We start from the raw sequence: 22,180 nt of genomic DNA on the forward strand, positions 1-22,180 counted from the left end.
CGTCCGCCCGCACGGCCCGCTCACGCGCCGTGCGGGCGGGCCGTGTGGAATCCGCGCCGGTACCAGAGCAGCGGGGCGTTGTCCGCCGTGCCGTGCCGGAACTCGACAGGGGTGGCGAGCACCAGGTCGTGGTCCCCGGCGCGCACGATCCGCGCCGTGCGGCAGCGCACGAGCAGCGCCGCGTCCGGCAGGTACGGCGTCCCGGAGCCCTCCCACGCGTCGAACGCGCCGCCCGCGAAACGGTCGACGTCCTGCGTGGCGAAGCGCCGGGCGAGGTCCCGGTGCTGCGCGCCGAGCACGTTGACCACGAACTCGGGGGTGGTCGTCAGGGTCGCGTGGCAGCTCGAGGTCAGCGCGACGCCCGCGAGGATCAGCGGCGGGTCCAGCGACACGGAACTCACCGAGCTGGCGGTGAACCCGCGCCGCCGCCCGTCCGGGTCGAGCGCGGTGATGACGCTGACGGGGGCGGCGAGCTGTGCCATCGCGTCCCGGAAGGACTGGGCTGACGACGGCGCGGCCTGAGCGGCCTCTGCGGACCCGCCGGACCCGCCGGACCGGCCGGCGTCGCCGGTTCCCGCGGGCCTGTCCCGCACCGCTGTCGTGTCCAGGGCTGTCATACGGTCTCCTCGGTCATGCGCCGGCGCCGACGAGCGGGGCCAGGGCGCGGTGGGGTGCGGGCAGCGGGATGTCGCGCGGCACGGCGCGGCCCCAGGGGAAACCGTCGTGCATCTCGATCCGGCCGGGAGCCGAACCGTCACGGCTCCGCTCCACGGCGAGCGACACCAGCACCTGCGGGCGCGGGTTCAGTTCGACGAAGCACCAGCGGTCCGCGTCGTCGCCCTCCGGCGGCCGGAACCCCACCACGCCCTGCTCCTCGTCCAGTTCGAACGAGAACGAGTCGAAGGGCAGGCCGAGGCCCAGGCCGCGCGCCTTGGCGTAGGCCTCCTTCAGGGTCCACAGGCGCAGGGTGGCCCGGTCGCGGCGGCCGCCCGCGGTGAGTCCGGCGAGATAGGCGCGCTCCTGGGGGGCGAAGGACTCCACGACCCAGTCGAAGCCCCGCTCCCCGCCCCGGTCCAGGCGTTCGATGTCGACGCCGACGCGGCGGTCGCGGGCCACGGCCATGACGTTGAACCCGTGCGCGTGCGACAGGTTGAAGTCCAGGTCGCGCGCTCCGTCGGGCAGTCCGCCGGGCGGGGCCTGGAGGAAGGGCCGGCCGCGCGAGGAGCGCCACAGGACGGCCTCCGCCTCCGGGATGCCGGTCTCCAGCGACAGCACGCGCCGCACCAGACAGTGGGCGACGAGGTACTGCCGCCGGTCCCGCTCGAACAGGAAGCGTCCGGCGGTCTCGCGCTCGTGCTCGTCGAGCCAGTGCGGGGCGAGCAGGGCGCTGGTCGGCTGGTCGAGCCCGTCGTTGGGGCAGAACCAGAGGCCGACGGTGTCCTCGCGGGCTGTGGGGTGCACAGGGTTCATCGCGCACCCGCCCCGGCCGGCACGCGGGCCTGGTCCCGTTCTCGCCGGATCTGCCGCAGCAGGCCGGCGAGGACCCGGCCGGTGCCGATCTCGGTGAACTCGGGTTCGGGTCCGTGGACTTCGTCGAGGATCGCCGCGACGGTCTCGTGCCAGCGCACCGGCTGGTGGATCTGCTGGAGCAGGGTCGCGCCGACGAGGTCCTGCGCGTAGGGGCGGGCGGTGGCGTTGGCGATGACGGGGAAGGCGAGCGGGGCGAAGACGGTCCGTGCCACGACGGGTTCGAGCCGCTCGGCGGCCGGTGCCATGTAGCGCGAGTGGAAGGGGCCGCTGACGTCGAGCCGGCGGACCATGCGGGCGCCCGCGTCCTCCAGGATCGGGCCCGCCTCGGCGAGGTCGTCGACCGGGCCGGCGAGCACGATCTGGCCGGGGGTGTTGAGGTTGGCCAGGTCCAGGGTGGCGAAGCCGGCCCGCATCAGGAGGAAGCGGAGCCGGGTCTCGGGCAGGCCGACGACGGCGCTCATGCCGCCACCGGTGATCTCGGCCATCGCGGCGGCCCGGGCGGCGACCAGGCGCAGTCCGTCGGCGAAGCCGAAGGCGCCCGCCGCGTGCAGGGCGTTGTACTCGCCGAGGCTGTGGCCGACCGCGAGATCGGCCGGCTCCCCGCCGTCCTCCAGGTAGGCGCGGTGGGCGAGGGCGCCGACCGCGAACAGGGCGGGCTGGGTGTAGCGGGTGTTGCCGAGTTGCCCTTCGGGGTCCTCCAGGCAGAGCCGGCTCAGGCTGTAGCCGAGGACGTCGTCCGCCTCCCGCACCAGGTCGGGGAAGCGTGCGAACAGGTCCCGGCCCATGCCGACGCTCTGGGCGCCCTGGCCGGGGAACATGAGGATCCGCGTCATGGTGGTCATCGAGTCTCCTTCGAGGATGCCCTCACTTTTAGGTGGGGGAGGAATCGGAGTTCCCGTGTGAGCGGGGCAGGGAAGGCCGATGTGCCGTCAGGGCGGATGGGGGTGCACCAGAACCGCTGGTGAGGGGCCCTGCAAGGATCAATGGGGCTCAACTGTCAGTCCTCCCGGATAGGTTCGGATGCGTGATGGCGGAGGCGAGCACTGCGACGACCGGGTACGCCCGGTACACGTTCCGTGTGCGCTTGTCGTCCACGGCCCGGCGGGAGCTCGAGGCCGAGTGGGACCGCTGCCGTTGGGTCTGGAACGAGTCGGTCGCGAAGTCCAAGGCCGTGCACGCGCACAGCCGGGCGACGGGCGAGAAGGTGACCTGCGGTCCGGCTCAGCTCGACAAGATGCTGACCGAGGCCCGCAAGCGCACCCCCTGGCTCGCGGAAGGTGCGAGCGTTCCTCAGCAGCAGGTGATCCGCGACTTCGGCAAGTCGAGAGCGAAGGCACTCAAGGACATCAAGGCGAGATTGCCGGTGCGGCAGCGGGCTGGGATGCCCCGGCATAAGAGGAAGCGTGAGGCGCTGCCCAGCCTGAACTACACGCGGCGCGGATTCCGGCTGAACGACGGGCGTTTGCACCTGGCGGGCGGGATCGTTGTACGCCCTGTGTGGTCGCGGGAACTTCCTGAGGCACCGTCCAGCGTCCGCCTGTACCGGGATGCGGTCGGGCACTGGTGGGCGTCGTTCGTCGTCGCCGCGGTAACCGAGGAACTGCCCAGGACGGGCCGTTTGATCGGAATCGACTGGGGAGTCAAAGAGACCGCGACCACCACGAGCGACACTCACGATCTGCCGCATCCACAGCACGGAAGGACGGCCGCGCAGAAGCTTGCGAAGTACCAGCGGATGATGGCCCGTCGTAAGCCGAAGCGCGGTCAGCCCAGCTCGCGGGGCTACCGTGAGGCGAAGCGGCAGACTGCGAAACTGCACCGCAGGATCGCGAACCAGCGGACCGACACCGCCCGCAAGTGGGCCAAGCGAGTGGTCCGCGACCACGACGCCCTTGCCGTGGAGGACTTCCGGCCGAGGTTCCTCGCGAAGACCACCATGGTCAGGAAGGCGGCCGATGCCGCTATCGGCGCCGCCAAGAAGGCCCTGGTAGAGATGGCCCGCAAGCACGGCCGGACCGTGCATCTGGTCAACCCCGCGCACACCACGATGGACTGTGCGCGGTGCGGAGCGAGAGCCAAGCACCGCCTACCTCTTTCCGAGAGAACGTATACGTGCACCGTGTGCGGAACCGTCTCGTCCAGGGACAAGAACTCCGCCCGCGTGATACTCGTCCGGGCTGGTCTTCAACCCGGCTAGTGCTGATCTTGTAAGCCCTGAACCCCCGCCGGGGGTCAGGCGAAGTGAGCTAGGAATCCCCCTCGTTCACGAGGAGGAGGAGTCAATGCTTTCGGCTCAGACGCCACCGGGGCAGGGAAGGCGTGTTCGGCCAGATCGCCGAGGTCGGCGGTGGTGAAGAGGGTCTCCAGGGAGATCTCCCGGCCGCCTGCGGCGGTGATCCGGGCGGACAGGCGCAGGAGTTGACGGCTGGTGGCGCCGAGTGCGAACAGGTCCTGGTCCGGGGTGATCCGGCCGCCCGTCCCGAGTTCGGCGGCGACCAGCGGCGCCAGCAGTTCGAAGGGGGTGCCGGGCGAGGTCGGTCGCTCCTGCGGTGTCGACGGCTCCTCGGCGGGGCCGATGCCCCACACCGAGCCGAGCCGCGCGGACAGTGCGCCGGTGGCCACGGGCGCGGGCGCGGGTGCCTGTACGGGGTCCTGCGCGCCTACCGGTGCCGGGGCGGCGGCGCCGGTGGGCAGCGGCGGGCGGGTGCGGGCGAGCGGGGTGGCCGGGAGCGCGGCCCGGGGTGCGGTGATCGCGGGCCAGTCGACCCGCTCCCCCGCGACCCACGCCGTCAGGGCGTCCCGCTCCGGTGCGGGGGCCTCGGGCCCTGACTCGACGGCTCCGCCGCCTTCGGTGCGCACGCGGTGCGCCAGCAGGCGCAGGCCGGCGGCCGCGCCGGCGGCGTCCGTGATCAGGCCGGCGCGCACGGGGCGGTCGGTGCGGCCCTCGCGCAGGGCGCGGGCGACGCGGCCGGCGCCGAGGGACGGGTCCCGTTCCCACAGGTCGGCGATGCTGTCGGCGAGCGCGGCGAGGTGCTCGGGGGTGTCGGCGGACAGCGGCAGTGCCCAGGTGCCCGTGTCGTGCGGTCCGGGTCGCGCGGTGGGCGGTTCCTCGACGACGAGGCTGCCGTACGAGCCGCCGCCGGCGAATCCGTTGACCAGGACGCGGCGGGGGGTGCCGGGGGCGGTGCGCCAGTGGCCGGCGTCGCCGGTGGCGAGGGTCACCGACTTCGCGGCGCCGGCGAGTGCCGGGTTGACCGCGGAGGTGAGGAGCGTGGGATACACGTCGCGGCGCCGGAACTGGGCGATCACCTTGCCGAGTTGGGCGAAGACGGAGGCCGCCTCGAGGTGCCCGGTGTGGGGCTTGACCGTGCCTACCGGGACCGGTGCCGCCTCCTGGGCTCCCCCGGAGCCGGCGGTGTCGAACAGCCGTCCGAGGGCGGTGAATTCGAGGGCGTCGGCGAGCGCGGCACCGGCCGCGGCGGCCTCGACGTAGCCGATGTCGTCGGGGCGCAGTCCGGCGTCGTCGAGCGCGGAGCGCATGGTGGCCTCCTGCCGTACCGGGTCCGGGACGCCGAACTGGCGGGTGGTGCCGGAGTGCTGGAGGGCGCCGCCGCGCAGCACCGCGTGGACGGGGTCGCCGTCGGCGAGGGCGCGGTCCAGCGGCTTGAGCAGGAGCGCGCCGACGCCTTCGCCGACCAGCCAGCCGCTCGCGCGGTCGGTGAAGGCGCAGGAGTCGTCGTTCTCGGCGACGAGGCCCATCTCGGAGAGGACGTCGAGGTGGTCGGGGTGGAGCACGAGGTTGGCCCCGGCGGCGAGCGCGGCGTCGCAGCGGCCGTCGGCGACGGCGCGGTACGCGGCTTCGACGGCGGCGAGTCCGGACACGCAGCCGCTGTCGACGAGCACGCTGGGTCCGGTCAGGCCGAAGGCGTGCGAGGTGCGGTGGGCCAGACCGCCGCGGGTGGCGTGGGTGCCGTCCTCGGGCCGTCCGCCGGCGCGGGCGGCGACCCCGTACAGCGCGTGGTCCTGCCACATCGAGCCGACGAAGACGCCGACCCGGTCGCCGGCGCGGTCGGGGGTGAGGGCGGCGTCCTCGAAGCAGCGCCGGGCCACGGAGAGCAGCAGGCGTTCCTGCGGGTCGACCGCGCCGGCCTCGTCCTCGGGGATGCGGAACTCCTCGCCCTCGACGGCGAGTACGTCGTCGAGGTAGCCGCCGACGGCCGCGCCGGCCCTGCGTGCCCGGGAGTGCAGGGGCTTCCAGCGGCCGGCCGGTGCGGGTCCGGTGGCGGGGGTGCGGGAGGCGAGCAGGGTGTCGAGTTCGTCGAGGGTGCGGGCGCCGGGCAGGTCGGCTGCGAAGCCGACGACCGCGACGGCCCGGTCGGCGGGCCGGGCCGCGGGGGCCGAGGCGGTCGGGGCGAGGGCGGCGCGGCGGGTCCGTGCCTGTTCGGTGAGTGCGCCTCCCCACAGGGAGAGGAGCAGTTCCTGTCCGTCGTCGACGCCGAAGTCGGCGCGCACCGCGTCGAAGTCCATCTCGCCGACGGCGCACAGTCCGAGCCCGCGCTCGGGCGCTCCGGTGAGCAGTAGTTGGGCGATGTGCCCGGCCTCGATCGTGGAGAAGCGGGCGGCGTTGCGCTCGCCGTAGGCGGGGGCGATGGCGGCGGGGGTCGACACGAGGAAGACGCCGAAGCCGGCGGCGTCCACGAGCGCCCGGTTGTGGTGGACGTGCAGGTCGGTGCCGTAGCGGGCGTCGGGCGCGAGGGCGACCAGGGCGCGCTCGGCCGGGTGCAGGTAGTAGAGGCCGGCGTCGAGGCCGCGGACGGCGCCGGGGGCGGCGTAGACGTAGACCTGGACCGGGTAGAAGCCGCCGCCGGAGGGGTAGCGGCGCTTGGCCCGGCCGTCGAGGTCGCCCCAGGTGACGGCGGCGAGCAGCGTGAGGAGGTCCTCGGCGGGCAGCGGGTCCTCGGCGAACTCGCGGAAGGAGGAGGCGTCGAACAGGGCGCGGGGCTCGTCGTCCGTGACCGGCGGGACGGGGACGCGGCGCAGGGCGGCGGGCAGGCGCCGTTCGGCGATGCGGGCCTCCTTGAACGCGGCCTTGGCCTGGGGGTCCAGGGCGATCCGCACGTCGGTGCCGGTGCCCGTGCCCGTGGTGGCAGGTCGCGGGTGTCCGGGGGCGGGCGCGGCGGCCGGGGTGACGCTGCGGGCGATGGAGCGCGGGGTGGGGCTCTGGATGAGGACGTCGACGGGGACCTGGGCCCCGGTCTCCGCCTCGATCTCCTGGGCCAGCCGGATCATGGTGAAGGAGGTGGCGCCGAGGTCGAACAGGTCGTCGTCCGGGGCCACGTGGCCGACGCCCAGGACGGCGGCGGCCCGGCAGGCGATGTCCTGCGCGTCCAGGGCGCGGGGTGCGGCGGCGGGCTCGGCGGCCTGTTCCGGGGCCTGCTCGGGCAGGGCGGCCTTCAGGAGGGCGCCGAGCGTGGGCTTGCTGATGAGCGCGTCGACGGGCAGGGCCGTTCCGGTGAGACGCTCGATCTCCTGCGCGATGCGGATCATGGTGAACGAGGTGGCGCCGAGGTCGAACAGGTCGTCCGTGTCGGCCGGTTCGGCCACGCCGAGCACGTCGGCGACGACGGCGCGGATCTCGCGGCCCGCGGCGTCGGCCGGAGCGGCGGCAGGCACGGCGGCAGGGACGGGTTCCGCCTCGGGCGCGGCGCCGAAGAGCGCGGCGGCGGCCCGCCGGTCCAGTTTGCCGTTGGTGGTCAACGGGAGGTCCTCCACGAAGCGGAAGCGGTTCGGCACGAGGTAGCCGGGCAGGACGTCGGCCAGCGCGCGGCGGATCTCCGGGACACCGGGGGCGTCGCCGGGCGTGCGGGGGACGCAGAGGGCGGCCAGGATCTGTTCGCCGGAGGCCGGCTCGTCGACCGGGAGCACCCGGGCGTCGGCGACGCCGGGCACCCCGGTCAGGGCCGCCTCGATCTCCTCCGGTTCGATGCGCAGGCCGCGCAGCTTGAACTGGCCGTCGATCCGGCCGAGATAGCGGATCTCCCCGTCGTGTCCGAGCAGCCCGAGATCGCCCGTGCGGTAGAGCCGGGGCGAGTCGTCGAGGTCCGGGAACGGCGACGGGACGAACCGCTCCGCGGTCAGCTCCGGCCGGTCGTGGTAGCCGAGCGCGACCTGGCGGCCGCCGATGAGGATCTCCCCCGCGACGCCCGGCGGCACCGGGCGCAGGCGGTCGTCCACGACGTGGATGCGGGTGTGGCTGACGGGGCGGCCGATCGGCACGGTCGGTTCGTCCCAGTCGGGGCGGCACGCCCAGTGGGTGACGTCGACGGCCGCCTCGGTCGGCCCGTAGAGGTTGTGCAGGGCGGGCCCGGAGGTGCCGAAGGCCTCGTAGAACCGCCGCATGGTCGCCACGGGGAGGGCCTCGCCGCTGGTGAACACGGCGCGCAGGGAGGTGCCTTCGGCCGCGTCGGGGTGGCGCAGGAACATGCCGAGCACCGAGGGCACGAAGTGCGTGACGGTCACGCGCTCCTCGCGCAGCAGGCGGGCGAGGTAGGCGGGGTCGGTGTGGCCGCCGGGGCGGGCGACGACGAGGGAGGCGCCGGCGACGAGCGGCCAGAAGAACTCCCAGACGGAGACGTCGAATCCGTAGGGGGTCTTCTGCGCGACCCGGTCGCGGGCGGTGAGCCGGAAGCGGTCCTGCATCCACAGGATGCGGTTGGCGACGCCCTGCTGGCTGTTGCGGCAGCCCTTGGGCCGGCCGGTCGTGCCCGAGGTGTAGATCGTGTAGACCGGGTCGTCGGGCCGCACCGAGACGGCCGGGCGGGTGCCGGGCAGCGCGTGGAGCGCGGCACGGTCGGCGTCCCGGTCGGGGCAGATCACCGTGGCTCCGGCCGCTTCCGGCACCTCGGCGAGGGCGGCGTCGGCGACCACGACGCGGGCGCCGCTGTCCTCCAGCAGGTAGCGCACCCGCTCCGGCGGGTTGGCCGGGTCGACGGGCACGTACACGGCACCGGAGCGGACGATGCCGACCAGGGCGGTCACCAGGCGTTCGGAGCGGTCCATGTGGACGGCGACGTGGTCGCCGGGCCGCACGCCGAGGTCGTGCAGCCGGCGGGCGAGCCGGGCGCTGCGGCGGTCGAGGTCGCCGTAGGTGAGGGTGCCTCCGGCGTGATGGACGGCGTCCCGGTCCGCGCGTCCGGCGAACGCGGCCTCGACGAGCTCGACGAGGGTGAGCGGGGTGTCGGGGTCGACGGGAGCGACGACGCCCAGATCGTCCAGGGAGGCCTGCTCGGTCCGCTCTGTCTGCTCGGTCTGCTCCGGCTGCTCCGGCTGCTCCGGCTGCTCCGGCTGCTCCGTCCGTTCGACCTGTCCGGCGGCGAACTCCCGTACCCGGTGCGCGTACCGGTCGAACATCGCGTCCAGGCGGTCCGGGCCGAGGGCGCCGTCGGCCGCGTCCCACTGCCCCATCAGGTCGTCGCCGACGAGCAGCGGGACGTGGTCGAGCGCCACCTGGGCGGTCTGCGACTGGCTGGTGCGCAGGTCGACGTCCGCCGGGTGCAGCGCGGGGTCGATCTCGGGTACGCGGGTGAAGACGACGGGCAGCCGCAGCGCGCCGCCCGAGCGGAACACCCGGGTGCGCAGTTCGCCGAGCCCCGGCACGAGTCCGGCGCGCTCCAGATCGGCGCGGACCCGGTCCCACAGGACGCGGGCGCGCGCGGCGAAGTCGTCCGGGAGCGTGTCGTCGACGGTGACCCAGGCGAGCTGGGTGAAGTCGGCGACCATCGCGTCGGCGTGAGCGAGCGCGGCGGGCCGGTCCCAGGAGACGACGGTGACGGTGAACGGGTCCGTGCCGCCGAACTCGGCGCGCAGTTCGTCGGTGTACGCGGTGAGCAGCACCATGTCGGCGGGTACGCCGATGGCCGCCGCCCGCTCGGTGAGCGCGCGCCACGAACCCAGGGGGGCCTTGCGGTGGGCGCGGGGTGCGCCGGGAGCGGGCTCGGGCAGGGCGGGGCCCGGGGGCAGCGCGGCGAACTTCTCGCGCCACGCGGCACGGGCCTCTTCCCCGGCCGGGGTGCGGCGCAGGGCGGGCAGCGTGCGCAGGTAAGCCGTGGGGTCGGCGGGGCCGGACAGCACACTGTCGTCGCCGTCGTGGAGGGCGAACAGCTGCCCGAACAGCAGGGCGAAGCTGCGGGCGTCGGCGAGGAGTGCGTCGAGCACGACGTGCAGGACGATCGTGCCGTCGGGCAGCGTGCTCGCCTCGAGGGCGTACATGGGGCTCGTGCCCAGCGGGAACGTGGTGTCGCGCAGGCGTGCCGCGGTCCGCGCGAGCTCGGACTCCGGATCGGCCGCGCCGGTCAGGTCGTGCCGGGCGATCCGGTAGCGGCCGGTGACCGGGGCGACGGTGAGGGTGCCGTCCTCGTGGACGGCGGCGCGCAGCATGGGGTGGTGGGCGAGCAGCCGGTTCCAGGCGTCCTCGAGCCGGTCGGTGTCGTGCCGGCGCAGCAGGAACTCCTGGTACACGCGGGTCTCGGCGTCGCCGCCGAGACCGCCGATCCGGCCGACGAGGTAGGCGGACTGCACCTCGGTGAGCGGGACGGGCTCCGACGCGCCCTGGCCGGACAGCGCGGCGGGTGCGGCGAGCGCGGCCCCGCCCTCGTCGGCGATCCGTTCCAGGGCCGCGCGCAGGGCGTCGAAGGCGGCCCGGGTCCGGGTCTCGTCGACGTCGGTCGGCGCGAAGTCCCAGGAGAGCAGGAGGGCGCCGTCGCGTTCCTGGACGCAGCTCTCCAGATGCACGCCCGGGGTGAGGGTCGCGGAGGCTTCGAGGTCGACGTGCGCCGCCCAGCTGTCCGGGTCGTCGCCCAGGGCGGTGAGGCTGCCGAGCAGGCTGGTGAAGACCATCGGGATCGCGGCGGTGCGGCGGCCCGGCGCGGACCGGGCGTGCTCGCGCAGGGCGCGCACCCCGCTGACGGCGGAGTGCTCGAGGTCGCTCCACAGCCGGGCCCGCACCAGGTCGAGCCGTTCCGCCGCCGTCCCGGTGGCGGGCGGCGCGACGAACACGGACGTGGAGATGAACGGGCCGACCAGGCGCGGCACATCGGGGTGCACGCGGCGCCGGTTGTACGTGGTGAGGACGACGGGCAGCGGCGCCGGCTCCTCCCCGCCGCCCTGCACGGCGGCGGTGCACAGGGCGAGCAGCAGTGCGGTCGGGGTGGCGCGGGCCTCCTTGGCCGCGGCCTTCACCCGCTCCCAGCGCTCCGGCTCCAGGCGCAGCGCGATCCGGCGGTGGGCCGGGCCCGACGCCGCACCGCCCGCCAGGGGAAGCGGCCGGGCGAGGTCGACGTCCGCCAACTGCTCGCGCCAGTACGCCAGGGACTCCTCGGGCACCTGGGTCCCGGCGCCCGCCGCGCAGTACGCGCGGAAGGTCAGCGCCGGTTCGGTGACGGCGCTCCCCCGCGCGTACCGCTCGTACCACTGCTGGAGCAGCAGGGAGACGCTCGGCCCGTCGGCGATCAGCTCGTCCACGGTGAACAGCACGCGGGCCCGGCCGCCGCCGAGGAGGGCGACGCGGATCGCGAACAGCGGCCAGCGGTGCGGGTCGGAACCGGCGAGGGCCTCGCGGCGCAGCCGCGCCAGTTCGGCGTCCCGTGCCCCGGTGTCGAGGCCGGTCAGGTCGGCGCGGACGAAGCGGTGGGCGGGCACCTGGGCGCGCACCACCTGGCGGGCGTCGGGCAGCATGTGGGCGCGCAGCATGTCGGTGGCGGCGACGACGTCGTTCCAGGCGCTCTCGGCGCGGTCGGTGTCGAAGTCGTCGGCCTCGAACTCCAGGTGGATCTGGGTTCCGGCGCCCGCGCCCGGGCCGGCGCCGAGCGTGCGGCCCACGTAGAACGACTCCTGGATCTCCGTGAGAGGGAACGGCTCGAACCGGTCGGTCGGGTCGGTCTGCGGCATGGCTGGGTTCTCCGGTTCCCTCTACTTGCTCTGCAGGTCGGACAGGTGGGCGACGAGTTCGTCGACGGTGAACTCGCTGAGGAGCTGGAGCGGCAGCGTCCGGCCGAACCGCTCGGTGATCTCGAAGCGCAGGTTCATCGCGCCGATGGAGTCCACGCCGAGCTCGACGAGGGTGCGTGCGGTGTCGATGGGGCCCTCGGCGCCGGGTCCCGCGGCCAGTTCCCCGACGAACTCCACGAGCCGGGCGAGCCGCGGGTCGGTGGTGGCGGGCTCGGGCACGGCTACGGGGGCGGGCTCGGGCGTGAACTCTGGGGCGGACACGGCGAGTTGAGCGGTACCAGGTGCCTCGTCGGCGAACCAGTGGCGCGTCGCGAGGTACGCCGACGGCGGCAGCGACACGATGCGGCGGGGGCCGGACTCCTGGGCCTCCGGGGCGTCCAGAGCCTCCAGTGCCTCCCGGTCGACGTCCCAGCCGCTCACCCACAGGTCGGCGACCTGTTCGAGACGGCCCGCCCGCCACAGCGCGGCCACGAGGTCGTCGGTCTCCGGTGCCTGGTCGCGGGCCGCGGTCGCCGTCCCCGTGCGCAGCGCGCCGCCGGGGGTGCCGTCCGCGGCGTAGCGGGCCAGTTCCGCGGCGAGTGCGGCGACGGAGTCGGTGACGACGGCCAGCCGGTGCTCGTGGCTCGCCCGGCCGAGGTGCAGGGTGCGGGCGAGGTCGGCGAGTGGGGTGTCCGCCCCGGCGCCGGTCAGCCAGCGGGCCAGGCGGGCCGCGGTGGCCGACAGGTGGGCCGGGCTCGGCGCCGACAGCACGACGAGCTGCGGGGTGCGGGTCTGCGGCCGCGCGGGGGCGGTCGTCAGGTGCTCCTCCAGGACGACGTGGGCGTTGACGCCGCCCGCGCCGAAGGAGCTGATGCCGGCGCGGCGGGGCAGTTCGCGTCCCTCGGCGTCGCGCAGCCGGGGCCAGGGCGCGGCGTCGTGCTGGAGCCGGAAGCGGGTCGCGGCCAGGTCGAGGGCGGGGTTGACGGGTTCGGCGTGCAGGGTGGGCGCGAGGGTGCCGTGGCGCAGCTGGAGCAGAACCTTGGTGAGCGCGGCGATGCCCGCGGCTGACTCCCCGTGGCCCACGGCCGACTTCACCGAGCCGAGCGAGCAGGGCACGTCGGCGGCACCGCCACGCCCGTACGTCTCCTGGAGCCCGGCCAGTTCGACGGGGTCGCCGAGTTCGGTGCCGGTGCCGTGCGCCTCGATCACGTTGACGGTGGCGGGGTCCACGCCGGAGCGGCGCAGCGCCTCGCGCACCACGCGGGCCTGCGCCCACGGGCTGGGCGCGGTGTAGCCGTTGGTGCGGCCGCCGTGTGCGACGGCGGTGCCGCGGATCACGGCGTGCACGGTGTCGCCGTCGGCGAGGGCGCGGGCCAGCGGCTTGACGACGACGGCCCCGGCTCCCTCGCCGGGCCCGAACCCGGCGCCGCCCGCGCCGAAGCTGCGGCACAGGCCGTCCTCGGCGAGGAACCCGGACTGCCGCAGCATGCGGAACCGGGACGGGTGCAGGTAGAGGTTGACGCCGCCGACGAGCGCGGCCGCGCACTCGCCGCGGCGCAGGGCCTCCACGGCCTGGTGCAGGGCGACCAGCGAGGACGAGCAGGCGGTGTCGACCGGCTGGCTGGGGCCGCGCAGGTCGAGGAGGTACGAGAGCCGGTTGGGCAGCGACCAGGCGTGGGCGGAGGGCATGTCCCGGCCGCCGGCGGCCCAGCGCTCGGCGCCGAGCAGCGGGTAGTCGGCGGAGGTGATCCCCGCGAAGACGCCGACGCTGCGGGGCTCTCCGTCGGGGGCGGTGAGCCGGTCCAGGCGGCTGCCGGCCAGTCCGGCGTCCTCCAGGGCCTCCCGGGCCACCTCCAGGAAGAGTCGTTCCTGCGGGTCGGTGTACGCCGCCTCACGGGACGACATGCCGAAGTACGCGGGGTCGAACCGGTCGACGTGGTCCAGGAAGTGGCCCCTGGCCCGGACGTCCCCGGTGTGCTCCCAGCGGTCGGTGGGCAGGTCGCCGACGGTGTCCTTGCCGGCGAGCAGGTTCTCCCAGAACGCCTCCGGGTCGTCCGCTCCCGGGTAGCGGCCGGCGAGTCCGACGATCGCCACGGCGTCGTCGAGAGCCGGATCCATGACCGGGACCGGGACCGGGAGCGGCGCCGGGACCGGGGTGGCCGCGACGGTCGGCTCCACGGGGGTCTCCGGGCCGGCCGGCGGGCCGGGTACGAGCCGTGCCAGGTGCTCCGCCAGCTCGGTCAGGTCGCGCAGGCCGAACAGCATCTCCGGGCCGACCGGCGCCACTTCGGCACTCAGCCGGGAGGCCAGCGTCCGGATCATCACCGAGTCGAGGCCGAGGGCTTCGAGGGAGGTGCGCGGCCCGATCGCGGAGCGGTCGTGCCCGAGGGCGTCGGCGACCGTCCGGCAGACCAGGTCGAGGAGGGCGCCGGAGCTTGCCGGTTCGGCGGGCGCGGGCGCAGGGGCCGCCGCCGGGGCGGGGGTGGGCTGCGAGGGCCCGTCGTCGGCGAGCAGGTGCAGGTCGGCCAGGCTCCGGTGCCAGCGGTCCCGGTCGCCGTGGAAGAGGGACACGACGACGGGGCCGTCCGGGCCGAGGACCCTTTCCAGGGCACGCAGCCCGAGTTCGGCGGGGAGCGGGACCATGCCGACGCGCTCCTCGACCTCCTCCCGGACCGGGCCGGGGATCGTCATGCCCGGCACGTCCCACAGCGGCCACTGCACCGACACGGTCCGCCCGTGCCGCTCCCCCGCCGCGACGCGTTCCGCGCGCCGCTCGGCGAGGGCGTCCAGGACGCCGTTGGCGTAGGCGTAGTCGGCCTGGCCGAGGTTGCCGCCGAGCGCGGCGACCGAGGAGAACAGGGCGAACACGTCGAGCGGCAGCCCGGCCGTGGCCTCGTCGAGCGCCAGGGCACCGGCCGCCTTCGGGGCGAGCACGGCGGCCACGTCGTCGGGGGTCTTGCGCAGCAGATAGGCGTCACGGACGACGCCGGCCGCGTGGAAGACGCCGTGCAGGGCGCCCTCGTGGCCGAGGATGTCGTCGATCAGCGCGCGGGCACCGGCGGGGGTGCTCACGTCGGCGCGTACGTAGCGGATGCCGCCCGAGCCGTCGGCGGGCGGGCGCACGGCAGGATCCAGCTCGGCCCAGGGGGTGCGCCCGCACACCACGACACGGGTGCCGCGCCGGGCGGCGAGCCGGCGGGCCAGCGCGCGGCCGATGCCGCCCGTGCCGCCGGTGACCAGGTGCACGCCGCCGGGACGGAAGGTCACGTCCCGCTCGGGCAGCGGCGCGGGGCGCAGCACGCGCCGGGCGCGGCGGCCCCCGCGGACGTCGGCGAGATGTCCGGCCTCGGCCTGGGGCGCGGTCAGTTCGGCCCGTACGGCGTCCGCGGCGGCGGCCCCGTCGTCGTCGACGAGCAGGGCCCGGCCGTCCAGGCGCGGGTTCTCCTGGCGCAGGGTCTGCACCAGGGCGCGGGCGGCGTCCGCCTTCAGCGGGTCGGCGGTGACGGCGAGGACGGTGACCCGCTGGGTGCGGAAGGCTCCGAGCACGGTGCGCAGCGCGGCGAACGCGGCGGTGTCGGCGCCGGGTTCGCCGCCGAGCCGCACGACCAGGGTGACTGCCTCGGGATCCGTGGCGCGCACGGCGTCGATCCCGTCGAGGCTCCGCCCGCCGAGCGCGGCACCGAGTCGCCCCGCGGTGTCGTGCACGAGCAGCGGCCCACGGGCGGGCTCCGGCACACCCGCCGGCAGGGGTGCGTCCTGCCAGCCAGGGGTGTGGAGCGCCAGCGCGGAGAGGTCGTCGTACGGGTCTGTGGGCGTGACCGGGACGGAAGGGGTGCGGCCGCCCGAGACCGCGTGCGGGTCTGTGACGACGTGCCCGTCCGAGACCGCGTGCAGGTCCGCGAGGGTGAGCGCACCCGGAACGGGACGCGGGTCCGGGACCAGGTGCCCGTCCGTGACCGGCTTCGGGCCCGAGACCGGTTGCGGGCCCGGGACCGCCTGGCTGTCCGTGACCATGTGCGGGTCCGGGACCGGGTGCCCGTACGAGACCGTGTGCAGGTCCGGGTCCACGTACCCGTCCGAGACCGCGTGCAGGTCGGCGAGGGAGAGCGCACCTGGGACGGGACGCTGGGCCGGGGCGGGCCGCTCGCCCATCACGGGCGGCTCAGCCGACACGGGCACCTCGCCCATCACGGGGGGCCGCTCGCCCGTCGCGAGATGCCCGCCGCGCGAGGGCCGGTCCCCCGGCACGTCCGGCTCGGGCGTCACGTAGTGGCGGTCGCGGGCGAAGGCGTAGCCGGGGGCCGGGATGCGGCGGTGGCGGGTGGGTGGGCACAGGCGGGTGAAGTCGATGGTGTGGCCCTCGGTGTAGAGCTCCGCGAGGTCGCGCAGCGCGCCGGGGCGGGCGGTCGCGTCGTCGGCCCGGTCGAGGAAGCGGTCGGCGAGGGCGGCGCGGGCCCGGCGGTGCTCGCGGTCGGCGAGGGGCTCGGCGGGGGCTTCGACGCGGCGCTCGTCGGGTTCGCCCGAGGCCAGCCGGTCGAGCGCGTCGAGGAGTTCGTTCCGGTCGGCGACGAGCAGGGCGGCGCGGTGGGGGTGGTGGTCGCGGGCGCAGGACAGGGTGTGGGCGAGGTCGCCGAGGGCGGCGTCGGCGCCGCCGGGCGAACGCAGCCAGCGGGCGAGTTCGGCGGCGCGGTCGGTGACGGCCGCGGGGCGGCGGCCGGACAGCGGGACGAGCACCGGGCCGTCGGGCCCGGGGGTGTGCGCGGGCTGCGGGGCCTGCTCGACGACCACGTACGCGTTGGTGCCGCTGAAGCCGAACGAGCTGACGGAGGCGCGGCGGGGCCGGTCCGCCGGCGCGGGCAGCTCCTGCCGTTCGAGGGCGACGGTGAACGGGCCGTCCGTGAAGGGGATGCCGGGGTTGAGCGTCCCGGCGGTGCAGTGCAGCGACGGCGGCACCTGTCCGGAGCGGACGACGCCGATGGCCTTGATGAGCCCGGCGAGGCCGGCGGCGGCGGAGGTGTGGCCGACGTTGCCCTTCACTGAGCCGATCGGCACGCTGCCCGCGGGTCGGCCCGCGGGGGCGAACACCTCGTTGAGGGCGGTGACTTCGATGGGGTCGCCGAGCGGGGTGCCGGTGCCGTGGCACTCGACGTAGTCGATGCCGTCGGGGGTCAGGCCGAACCGGTCGAGGGTGGCGCCGATGAGACGGGCCTGCGAGGCGGCGCTGGGCGCGGTGATGCCGTTGGTCCTGCCGTCCTGGTTGAGGCCGCTGGCGCGGACGACCGCGTGGACGGGGTCGCCGTCGGCGAGCGCCTTCGACAGGGGCTTGAGCACGACGACGGCGCAGCCCTCGCCGGGGACGATGCCGTCGGCGGACGCGTCGAAGGGGCTGCAGTGACCGCGGGGCGAGAGCATGCCGGCGCGGCTCATGAAGACGTGGGGCAGTTCGGTGAGGTAGAGGGTGACACCGCCGACGAGCATCATGTCGGCGTCGCCCAGCCACAGGGACTGGCAGGCCTGGTGGAGAGCGACCAGGGAAGACGAGCAGGCCGTGTCGACGGTGACGGCCGGGCCCTTCAGGTCCAGGTGGTACGCGATGCGCGCGGCGAGCAGCGAGTTGGAGTTGCCCTGCATGACCTGGGCGAGCCGGGCGTGCTCGCTCTCGCGCTCGACGAGGTCCTGGTAGTCGTTCATCATGACGCCGGCGTGCACGCCGACGCGGGCTCCGGCGAGGGAGCCGGTGCGCTGCCCGGCGTGTTCGAGGGCGCGCCAGGCCTCCTGGAGGAAGAGCCGGGCCTGCGGGTCGGTGAGTTCGGCCTCGCGGGGTGTCATGCGGAAGAAGTCGGCGTCGAAGCGGTCGACGTCGTCGAGGAACGCGCCCCACTTGGAGACGGACTTGCCCTCCGCGCCGGGGTCGGCGTCGTAGTGCTCGTCCGTGCGCCAGCGGTCGGCGGGCACCTCGGTGACGAGGTCGTCCCCGTCGAGGATCCGCTGCCAGAACGTGTCGGCGTCGCCCGCGCCGGGGAACCGGGCGCTGTAGCCGATGACGGCGACGGGTTCGAGCGCGGGCGCGGCCGGAGCGGCCGCCGGGGCCGGGGCCGAAGGCGTCGCCGGCGCTGCCGGTGCCGGGGGCGCGGCCGCGCTCAGCAGTGCCTCGGCCGTCGCGCGGTCCACGGCGGCCGGCTCGGGCGGGGCCGGGGCGCGCAGCAGCGCGGCGGCGGACGCGGCGTCCAGCGCACCGGTCTTGACTCGGGTCAGGATCTCTTTCGCGTCCATGCCGTCCATGCCGTCCATGCCGTCCTTCGGTTCCTTCGTCGCGGGGCTCGGGTCAGTGGTCTTCGGCGCCGTACGCGCCGACGATGCGTTCCATCACCTCGGGCAGCCGGAACGAGGTGCGGTGCAGGGCCGCCTCGCGTGCCACCGCCTCGCCCGTCGCGGCCAGCAGCGGAGCGGCCAGCTCCCGCTTGAGCAGTTCGATGGAGGCCCGGGGGGCGTGGGTCATGGACCGCGCGAGGTCCAGCGCGGTGCCCGGTACGTCGTGGTGCGGTACGACACGGACGGGCGCGCCGCGCTCGCGCAGTTCGGCGCCCCGGTAAGTGCGGGCGGTGAAGAGCATCTCGGTGCCCAGCTCGCGGCCGAAACGGCTCGGGAAGAGATGGGTGGCGCCCATGCCGGGGGTGAAGCCGTACTTCATGAAGTTGCCCGCATACATGGACCGTTCGCTGAAGACCGCGAAGTCGGCGTACAGGGCCAGCACGAGGCCGCCGCCGATGGCGTGGCCCTGCACCGAGGCGATGACCGGCAGCGGGCACCGGGTGAACACCCGGAAGAAGTCGTCGGTGTCGAAACTCCCGTTGCCCCGCGCGAAGTTGACCAGCTCGCGCTGGGTGCCTCCGGCGCAGAACAGCTCGGGCCGGCCCTCGACGACGACGGCCCGGGTGCGCGGGTCGGCGGCGGCCTGCTCGATGGAGTCGACGAGCCCGGACGTGAGCCCGGCGGAGAAGGTGTTGCGGCCGTCGGGGTCGTCCATGGTGACCACGGCGACGGGGCCCTGCCAGGTCAGCCGGACGACGGAGAGGCCGGTGGGGGCGGCCGGTGCGGTGGTCATGCGGCACGCTCCGCGATCAGTCGGTGCACGGCGGGGTCGGTGAGCCGGTCGAGGAAGGCGCGGCCCGCGTCCCGGCCCAGCCGCCCGTCGCGCGGGAAGAGCCGGGTGCGGTACGCCTTGAGCGCGCCGGCGGTGTCCCGGTCGACGCGGCTGAGGCCCACGAGGACGCGCCGCAGCGCGCCTTCGGCGTCCTCGGCGGCCGTGTCGGCGAGCCCGGCGTCGACGGCCGCGGCGGCGTCCAGGTCCTCGGCGAGCAGCGTCGCCGCGAAGGCCCGCTGCTCGCCGGTCCTGCGGGCCACGAACGGCAGGGCCATGGCGGGCACGAGGCCGACGAGCGCCTCGGTCAGCCGGAACCGCGCCCGGGGCCCCGCGATCACGAGGTCGCAGGCGGCGGCGAGCCCGACGCCGCCCGCGGTGGCGCGGCCGTCGACGAGGGCGACGGTGACCACGGGCGTCCGGGTCAGCCGGTCGAGGAGCCGCCAGTACGGCAGTTCCTCCGCCTCCGCGTCGGGCACGGTGGCGGGCACGCCGTCGGAGAGGTCGGTGCCGGCGCAGAAGTCGTCGCCGCGCGCGGACAGCACGAGAACCCGGCAGTCCGGGTCGGCCTCGGCGCTGTCGACGGCGGCGTGCAGGGTGTCCAGGAGCTGCGGGGTGACGGCGTTGCGCAGTTCGGGCTGGTCGAGCCGGGCCCGGATCACCCCGCGCACGCGGGTCAGGGTGACGGCGGTCATCGCTGCTCGCCCCCCAGCCACACGTACTCGCGGTGGTAGTCGTGCACGCCCGCGAGGACGAGGCGGCGGCCGCCGTCGAAGCGCGCCTTGGTGATCTGCGGGAAGCGGTCGAGGTCGAAGGTGAAGTCGCGGGCGCCGAACTTCAGCTCGGCGGTGGCGGTGAGCAGTTCGTCGTACTCCTCGACGCTCAGCGCGTACCGGGCGTCGAGCGCCTCGCGGATGCCCATGGCGCGGACGGCGCGCTGCGAGTCGGGGGTGACGACGGCGCTGTAGAACTCGGAGGCGCAGCCGGAGCCGTAGGAGAAGACGCCGACGCGGCGCTCGCGGTCGATGACGGCGTTGTCGATCGTCGAGGCGAGGGCGAGGAAGACGGTGCCGGCGTAGATGTTGCCGACCTGCTGCGGGTACTGGATCGCGGCGCCGAGGCGGGCGTCGAAGTCCTCCTCGACGGCCTGCGGGGCGATGCCGCGCTTGAGCTTGCGCAGCGCGGCGCGGTGGGCGCCCTTGACCATGCCGGGGAACGGGGTGTGCATGGCGAGCAGGTCGAAGGAGTCCACGAAGTCGGCCCCGTCGACCTTGGCCGCGTAGTCCGTGAACGAGCCCTTGAGGCACTCGATGTAGGTCAGCAGCGACAGGTCGGTGTCGCCGGCCTCGCGCTCCGGGTCGGGACGGCAGGTGTCCATGACCTCGTAGCTGTGGAAGCCGTTGGCCCCCTGGTCGAAGGCGGCCACCACGGGGTTGTCGCTCACCAGCATCGCCATGGCGCCCGCGCCCTGGCTGGGCTCGACGTAGGTGTGCGGCACGGGCCGGGCCACGTCGCTGCTGATGACCAGGGCCTTGGTCCCCTCGAAGGGGCTGGCGGCGACGACGGCGGCGGCCATCTGCAGGGCGGCGGTCCCGCTGTAGCAGGCCTGCTTGGTCTCGAACAGGCGGCAGTTGCGCGACAGGCCCAGGTGGTCGTGGACGTAGGTGGCGAGCGACTTGCCGAAGTCGACCCCGGACTCGGTGCCGACGATCAGCAGCTCGATGGAGTCGCGCTCCTCCTGGCTGAGGGCGTCGACGAGGGGCTTGGCCGCGTTCACGGCGAAGGACACGGCGTCCTCGCAGTGCAGCGCCACGCTCTTGCGGGCCATCATCAGGTTGCCGATCCGGCTGTCGTCGAGGCCGCGGGCCGCGAACAGGGTCGGTACGTCGATGTAGGTCTCACCGCAGTAGGCGTTGATGGCTTCGATGCCGACCTGCTTCATGCTCTTCTCCGTAACTGCGAGGCTGCTTCAGGGCTGGACGCGGATGACGACGGAGGCATTGATGCCGCCGAACGCGAAGCTGTTGCTGAGGGCGGTGCGCAGCGGCCGCCGCTCGGCCGTCCGGCCGGCCAGCGCCAGCTCGGCGACGGGGTGTTCGAGGTTCGGGTTGGGGTGCACGGCCTGGGCGCGCAGCTGGGCGATCGTGGCCACCGCCTCGACCAGTCCGGCGGCGGACAGGCAGTGGCCGGTGAGCGGTTTCGTCGAGTTGACGCGCAGGTCCGTCCGGGCGCCGAACACCTGGTGCAGGGAGGCCGCCTCGGTCTCGTCGCCGAGGACCGAGCCGGTGCCGTGGGCGTTGACGTAGTCGATGTCCTCGGGGGTGAGACCGGCCGTCGCCAGGGCCGCGCGCATCGCGGCGGCCTGGCCCCCGGCGTCGGGTTCGGTGCCGCGCCGGGCGTCCAGGCGCTGGCCGTGCCCGACGATCTCGGCGAGCACCTCGGCGCCGCGGGCGCGGGCCGCCTCCGGCCGTTCGAGGAGAACGGCGGCCGCGGCCTGGCCGCGGACGAAGCCCTGCCGGTCGCGGTCGAACGGGCGGCACATCCGGGCCGGTTCGCCGCGCAGGTTCTCGTGGGCGAGCGCGCCGGTGCGCCGGAAGGCCTCGGCCTCCACGGGTGACAGTTCGGCGGCGGGAGCGACGACGAGGACTCGCTCGGCCCAGCCCGCGGCGACGGTGCGCGCGCCGTGCACGAGGGCGAGCGTGCCGCTGGCGGAGGCGCCGCCCAGCGCCCAGCCCTCGCCCTGGATCCCGGTGAGTTCGCTGACCACGCCGATCACGTCGGCGTCGAGGTGGGTCAGGGCGTACGAGGCGCGCAGCCGGCCCGGGGCGCGGTCATGGCCCAGGACGGTCTCGGCCTGGTGGGCCAGCGCGAGGTTGCTCCCGGCGACGAGCAGCGCGGTGCCGTCGGCCAGTTCCCCTGCGCCGAGGCCGCTGTCCCGTACGGCCCGCAGCGCGACGCACGCGGCGGTGCGCGCGGGCAGCGCGGCGCGGCCCGCGACCTTGCGCAGCTGTGCCGCCGTCGCGGGCTCGTCCGGCAGGTGCCGGGCCGCCCAGTCCGCGAGGGTGAACCCGTCGAGCGCGGCGACGGGCAGGCACGCCTCGCCGCCGGCCGAGTCGTCCGCGGAGTCTTCCGGGGACGGCAGGGTCACGGCGCTGCGGCCGGCGAGCAGCGCGGCGGTGAAGCCGTCGAGGTCGTCGGCGAGCGGGCTGAGCACCGAGGCGGCGGTGACCGCCACGGCGCCGGGTATGTGCGTCACGCGTGGGCGCTCGCGTGGGCGAGGAACACGGCGACCAGGGAGCGCAGGTCGTGCGCCCGGGTCAGCTCCGCGTTGGGCACCTTGATGCCGAGCTCGTCCTGGGCGGCGATGACGACGTCCATGCGGTCGATGGAGTTGGCGCCGAGGTCGCGCATGCTGTGGTCGGGGGTGATCTCGATGTCGGCCGCCTCGGGCAGGACGTCGACGATCTGGGCGCGGATGACGGAGAAGATCTCTTCCTCGGTCATGAGGACGGTTTCCTTTCGGGG

Annotated in this window: 11 protein-coding genes; 1 reads left to right on the forward strand and 10 read right to left on the reverse strand. The window is 75.1% G+C overall.

The features are described from left to right. Positions 1–20: 20 nt before the first annotated feature. The 3 genes from ACFW9D_RS00190 to fabD are packed head-to-tail and all read right to left on the reverse strand — an operon-like array spanning position 21 to position 2,372. The gene (locus tag ACFW9D_RS00190; protein ID WP_384616348.1) at positions 21–617 is read right to left on the reverse strand and encodes a flavin reductase family protein; all 597 of its coding nucleotides are present in this window, start codon (positions 615–617) and stop codon (positions 21–23) included. 13 nt (positions 618–630) lie between these two features. After that, the gene (locus tag ACFW9D_RS00195; protein ID WP_188341884.1) at positions 631–1,470 is read right to left on the reverse strand and encodes a 4'-phosphopantetheinyl transferase superfamily protein; all 840 of its coding nucleotides are present in this window, start codon (positions 1,468–1,470) and stop codon (positions 631–633) included. Further along, complete coding sequence (gene fabD, locus ACFW9D_RS00200; protein WP_384616350.1) at positions 1,467–2,372, reverse strand: ACP S-malonyltransferase; 906 nt, start codon at positions 2,370–2,372, stop codon at positions 1,467–1,469. Before fabD ends, ACFW9D_RS00195 begins: the two co-directional genes overlap by 4 nt. A 185-nt stretch (positions 2,373–2,557) precedes the next feature. Here fabD and ACFW9D_RS00205 point away from each other — a divergent pair, with 185 nt between their 5' ends. Next, positions 2,558–3,727, forward strand: a complete 1,170-nt coding sequence (locus ACFW9D_RS00205; RefSeq protein ID WP_384616404.1) for an RNA-guided endonuclease InsQ/TnpB family protein — start codon at positions 2,558–2,560, stop codon at positions 3,725–3,727. A 35-nt stretch (positions 3,728–3,762) separates the two neighbouring features. On the opposite strand, the gene ACFW9D_RS00210 is transcribed toward ACFW9D_RS00205, so the two are convergent. Genes ACFW9D_RS00210 through ACFW9D_RS00240 form a run of 7 tightly spaced genes read right to left on the reverse strand, consistent with a single transcriptional unit; the run spans position 3,763 to position 22,159 of the window. Beyond that, the gene (locus ACFW9D_RS00210) at positions 3,763–11,475 is read right to left on the reverse strand and encodes an amino acid adenylation domain-containing protein (protein ID WP_384616352.1); all 7,713 of its coding nucleotides are present in this window, start codon (positions 11,473–11,475) and stop codon (positions 3,763–3,765) included. A 21-nt stretch (positions 11,476–11,496) separates the two neighbouring features. Beyond that, complete coding sequence (locus ACFW9D_RS00215) at positions 11,497–17,805, reverse strand: SDR family NAD(P)-dependent oxidoreductase (protein WP_384616354.1); 6,309 nt, start codon at positions 17,803–17,805, stop codon at positions 11,497–11,499. A 34-nt stretch (positions 17,806–17,839) separates the two neighbouring features. Next, positions 17,840–18,619, reverse strand: a complete 780-nt coding sequence (locus tag ACFW9D_RS00220) for a polyketide synthase (protein WP_384616356.1) — start codon at positions 18,617–18,619, stop codon at positions 17,840–17,842. Further along, complete coding sequence (locus tag ACFW9D_RS00225) at positions 18,616–19,350, reverse strand: enoyl-CoA hydratase/isomerase family protein (protein WP_384616358.1); 735 nt, start codon at positions 19,348–19,350, stop codon at positions 18,616–18,618. Before ACFW9D_RS00225 ends, ACFW9D_RS00220 begins: the two co-directional genes overlap by 4 nt. Beyond that, the gene (locus tag ACFW9D_RS00230; RefSeq protein WP_384616360.1) at positions 19,347–20,597 is read right to left on the reverse strand and encodes a hydroxymethylglutaryl-CoA synthase family protein; all 1,251 of its coding nucleotides are present in this window, start codon (positions 20,595–20,597) and stop codon (positions 19,347–19,349) included. Before ACFW9D_RS00230 ends, ACFW9D_RS00225 begins: the two co-directional genes overlap by 4 nt. Positions 20,598–20,624: 27 nt before the next feature. Beyond that, on the reverse strand, positions 20,625–21,911 hold the full coding sequence (locus tag ACFW9D_RS00235; protein WP_384616362.1) for a beta-ketoacyl synthase N-terminal-like domain-containing protein: 1,287 nt from the start codon (positions 21,909–21,911) through the stop codon (positions 20,625–20,627). Next, positions 21,908–22,159 carry a phosphopantetheine-binding protein gene (locus ACFW9D_RS00240; protein WP_384616364.1) on the reverse strand — a complete coding sequence of 84 codons (252 nt, stop codon included), beginning with the start codon at positions 22,157–22,159 and terminating at the stop codon, positions 21,908–21,910. Before ACFW9D_RS00240 ends, ACFW9D_RS00235 begins: the two co-directional genes overlap by 4 nt. Positions 22,160–22,180: the final 21 nt, after the last annotated feature.

Source organism: Streptomyces sp. NPDC059524 (assembly GCF_042749255.1).
GTDB lineage: Bacteria > Actinomycetota > Actinomycetes > Streptomycetales > Streptomycetaceae > Streptomyces > Streptomyces xanthii.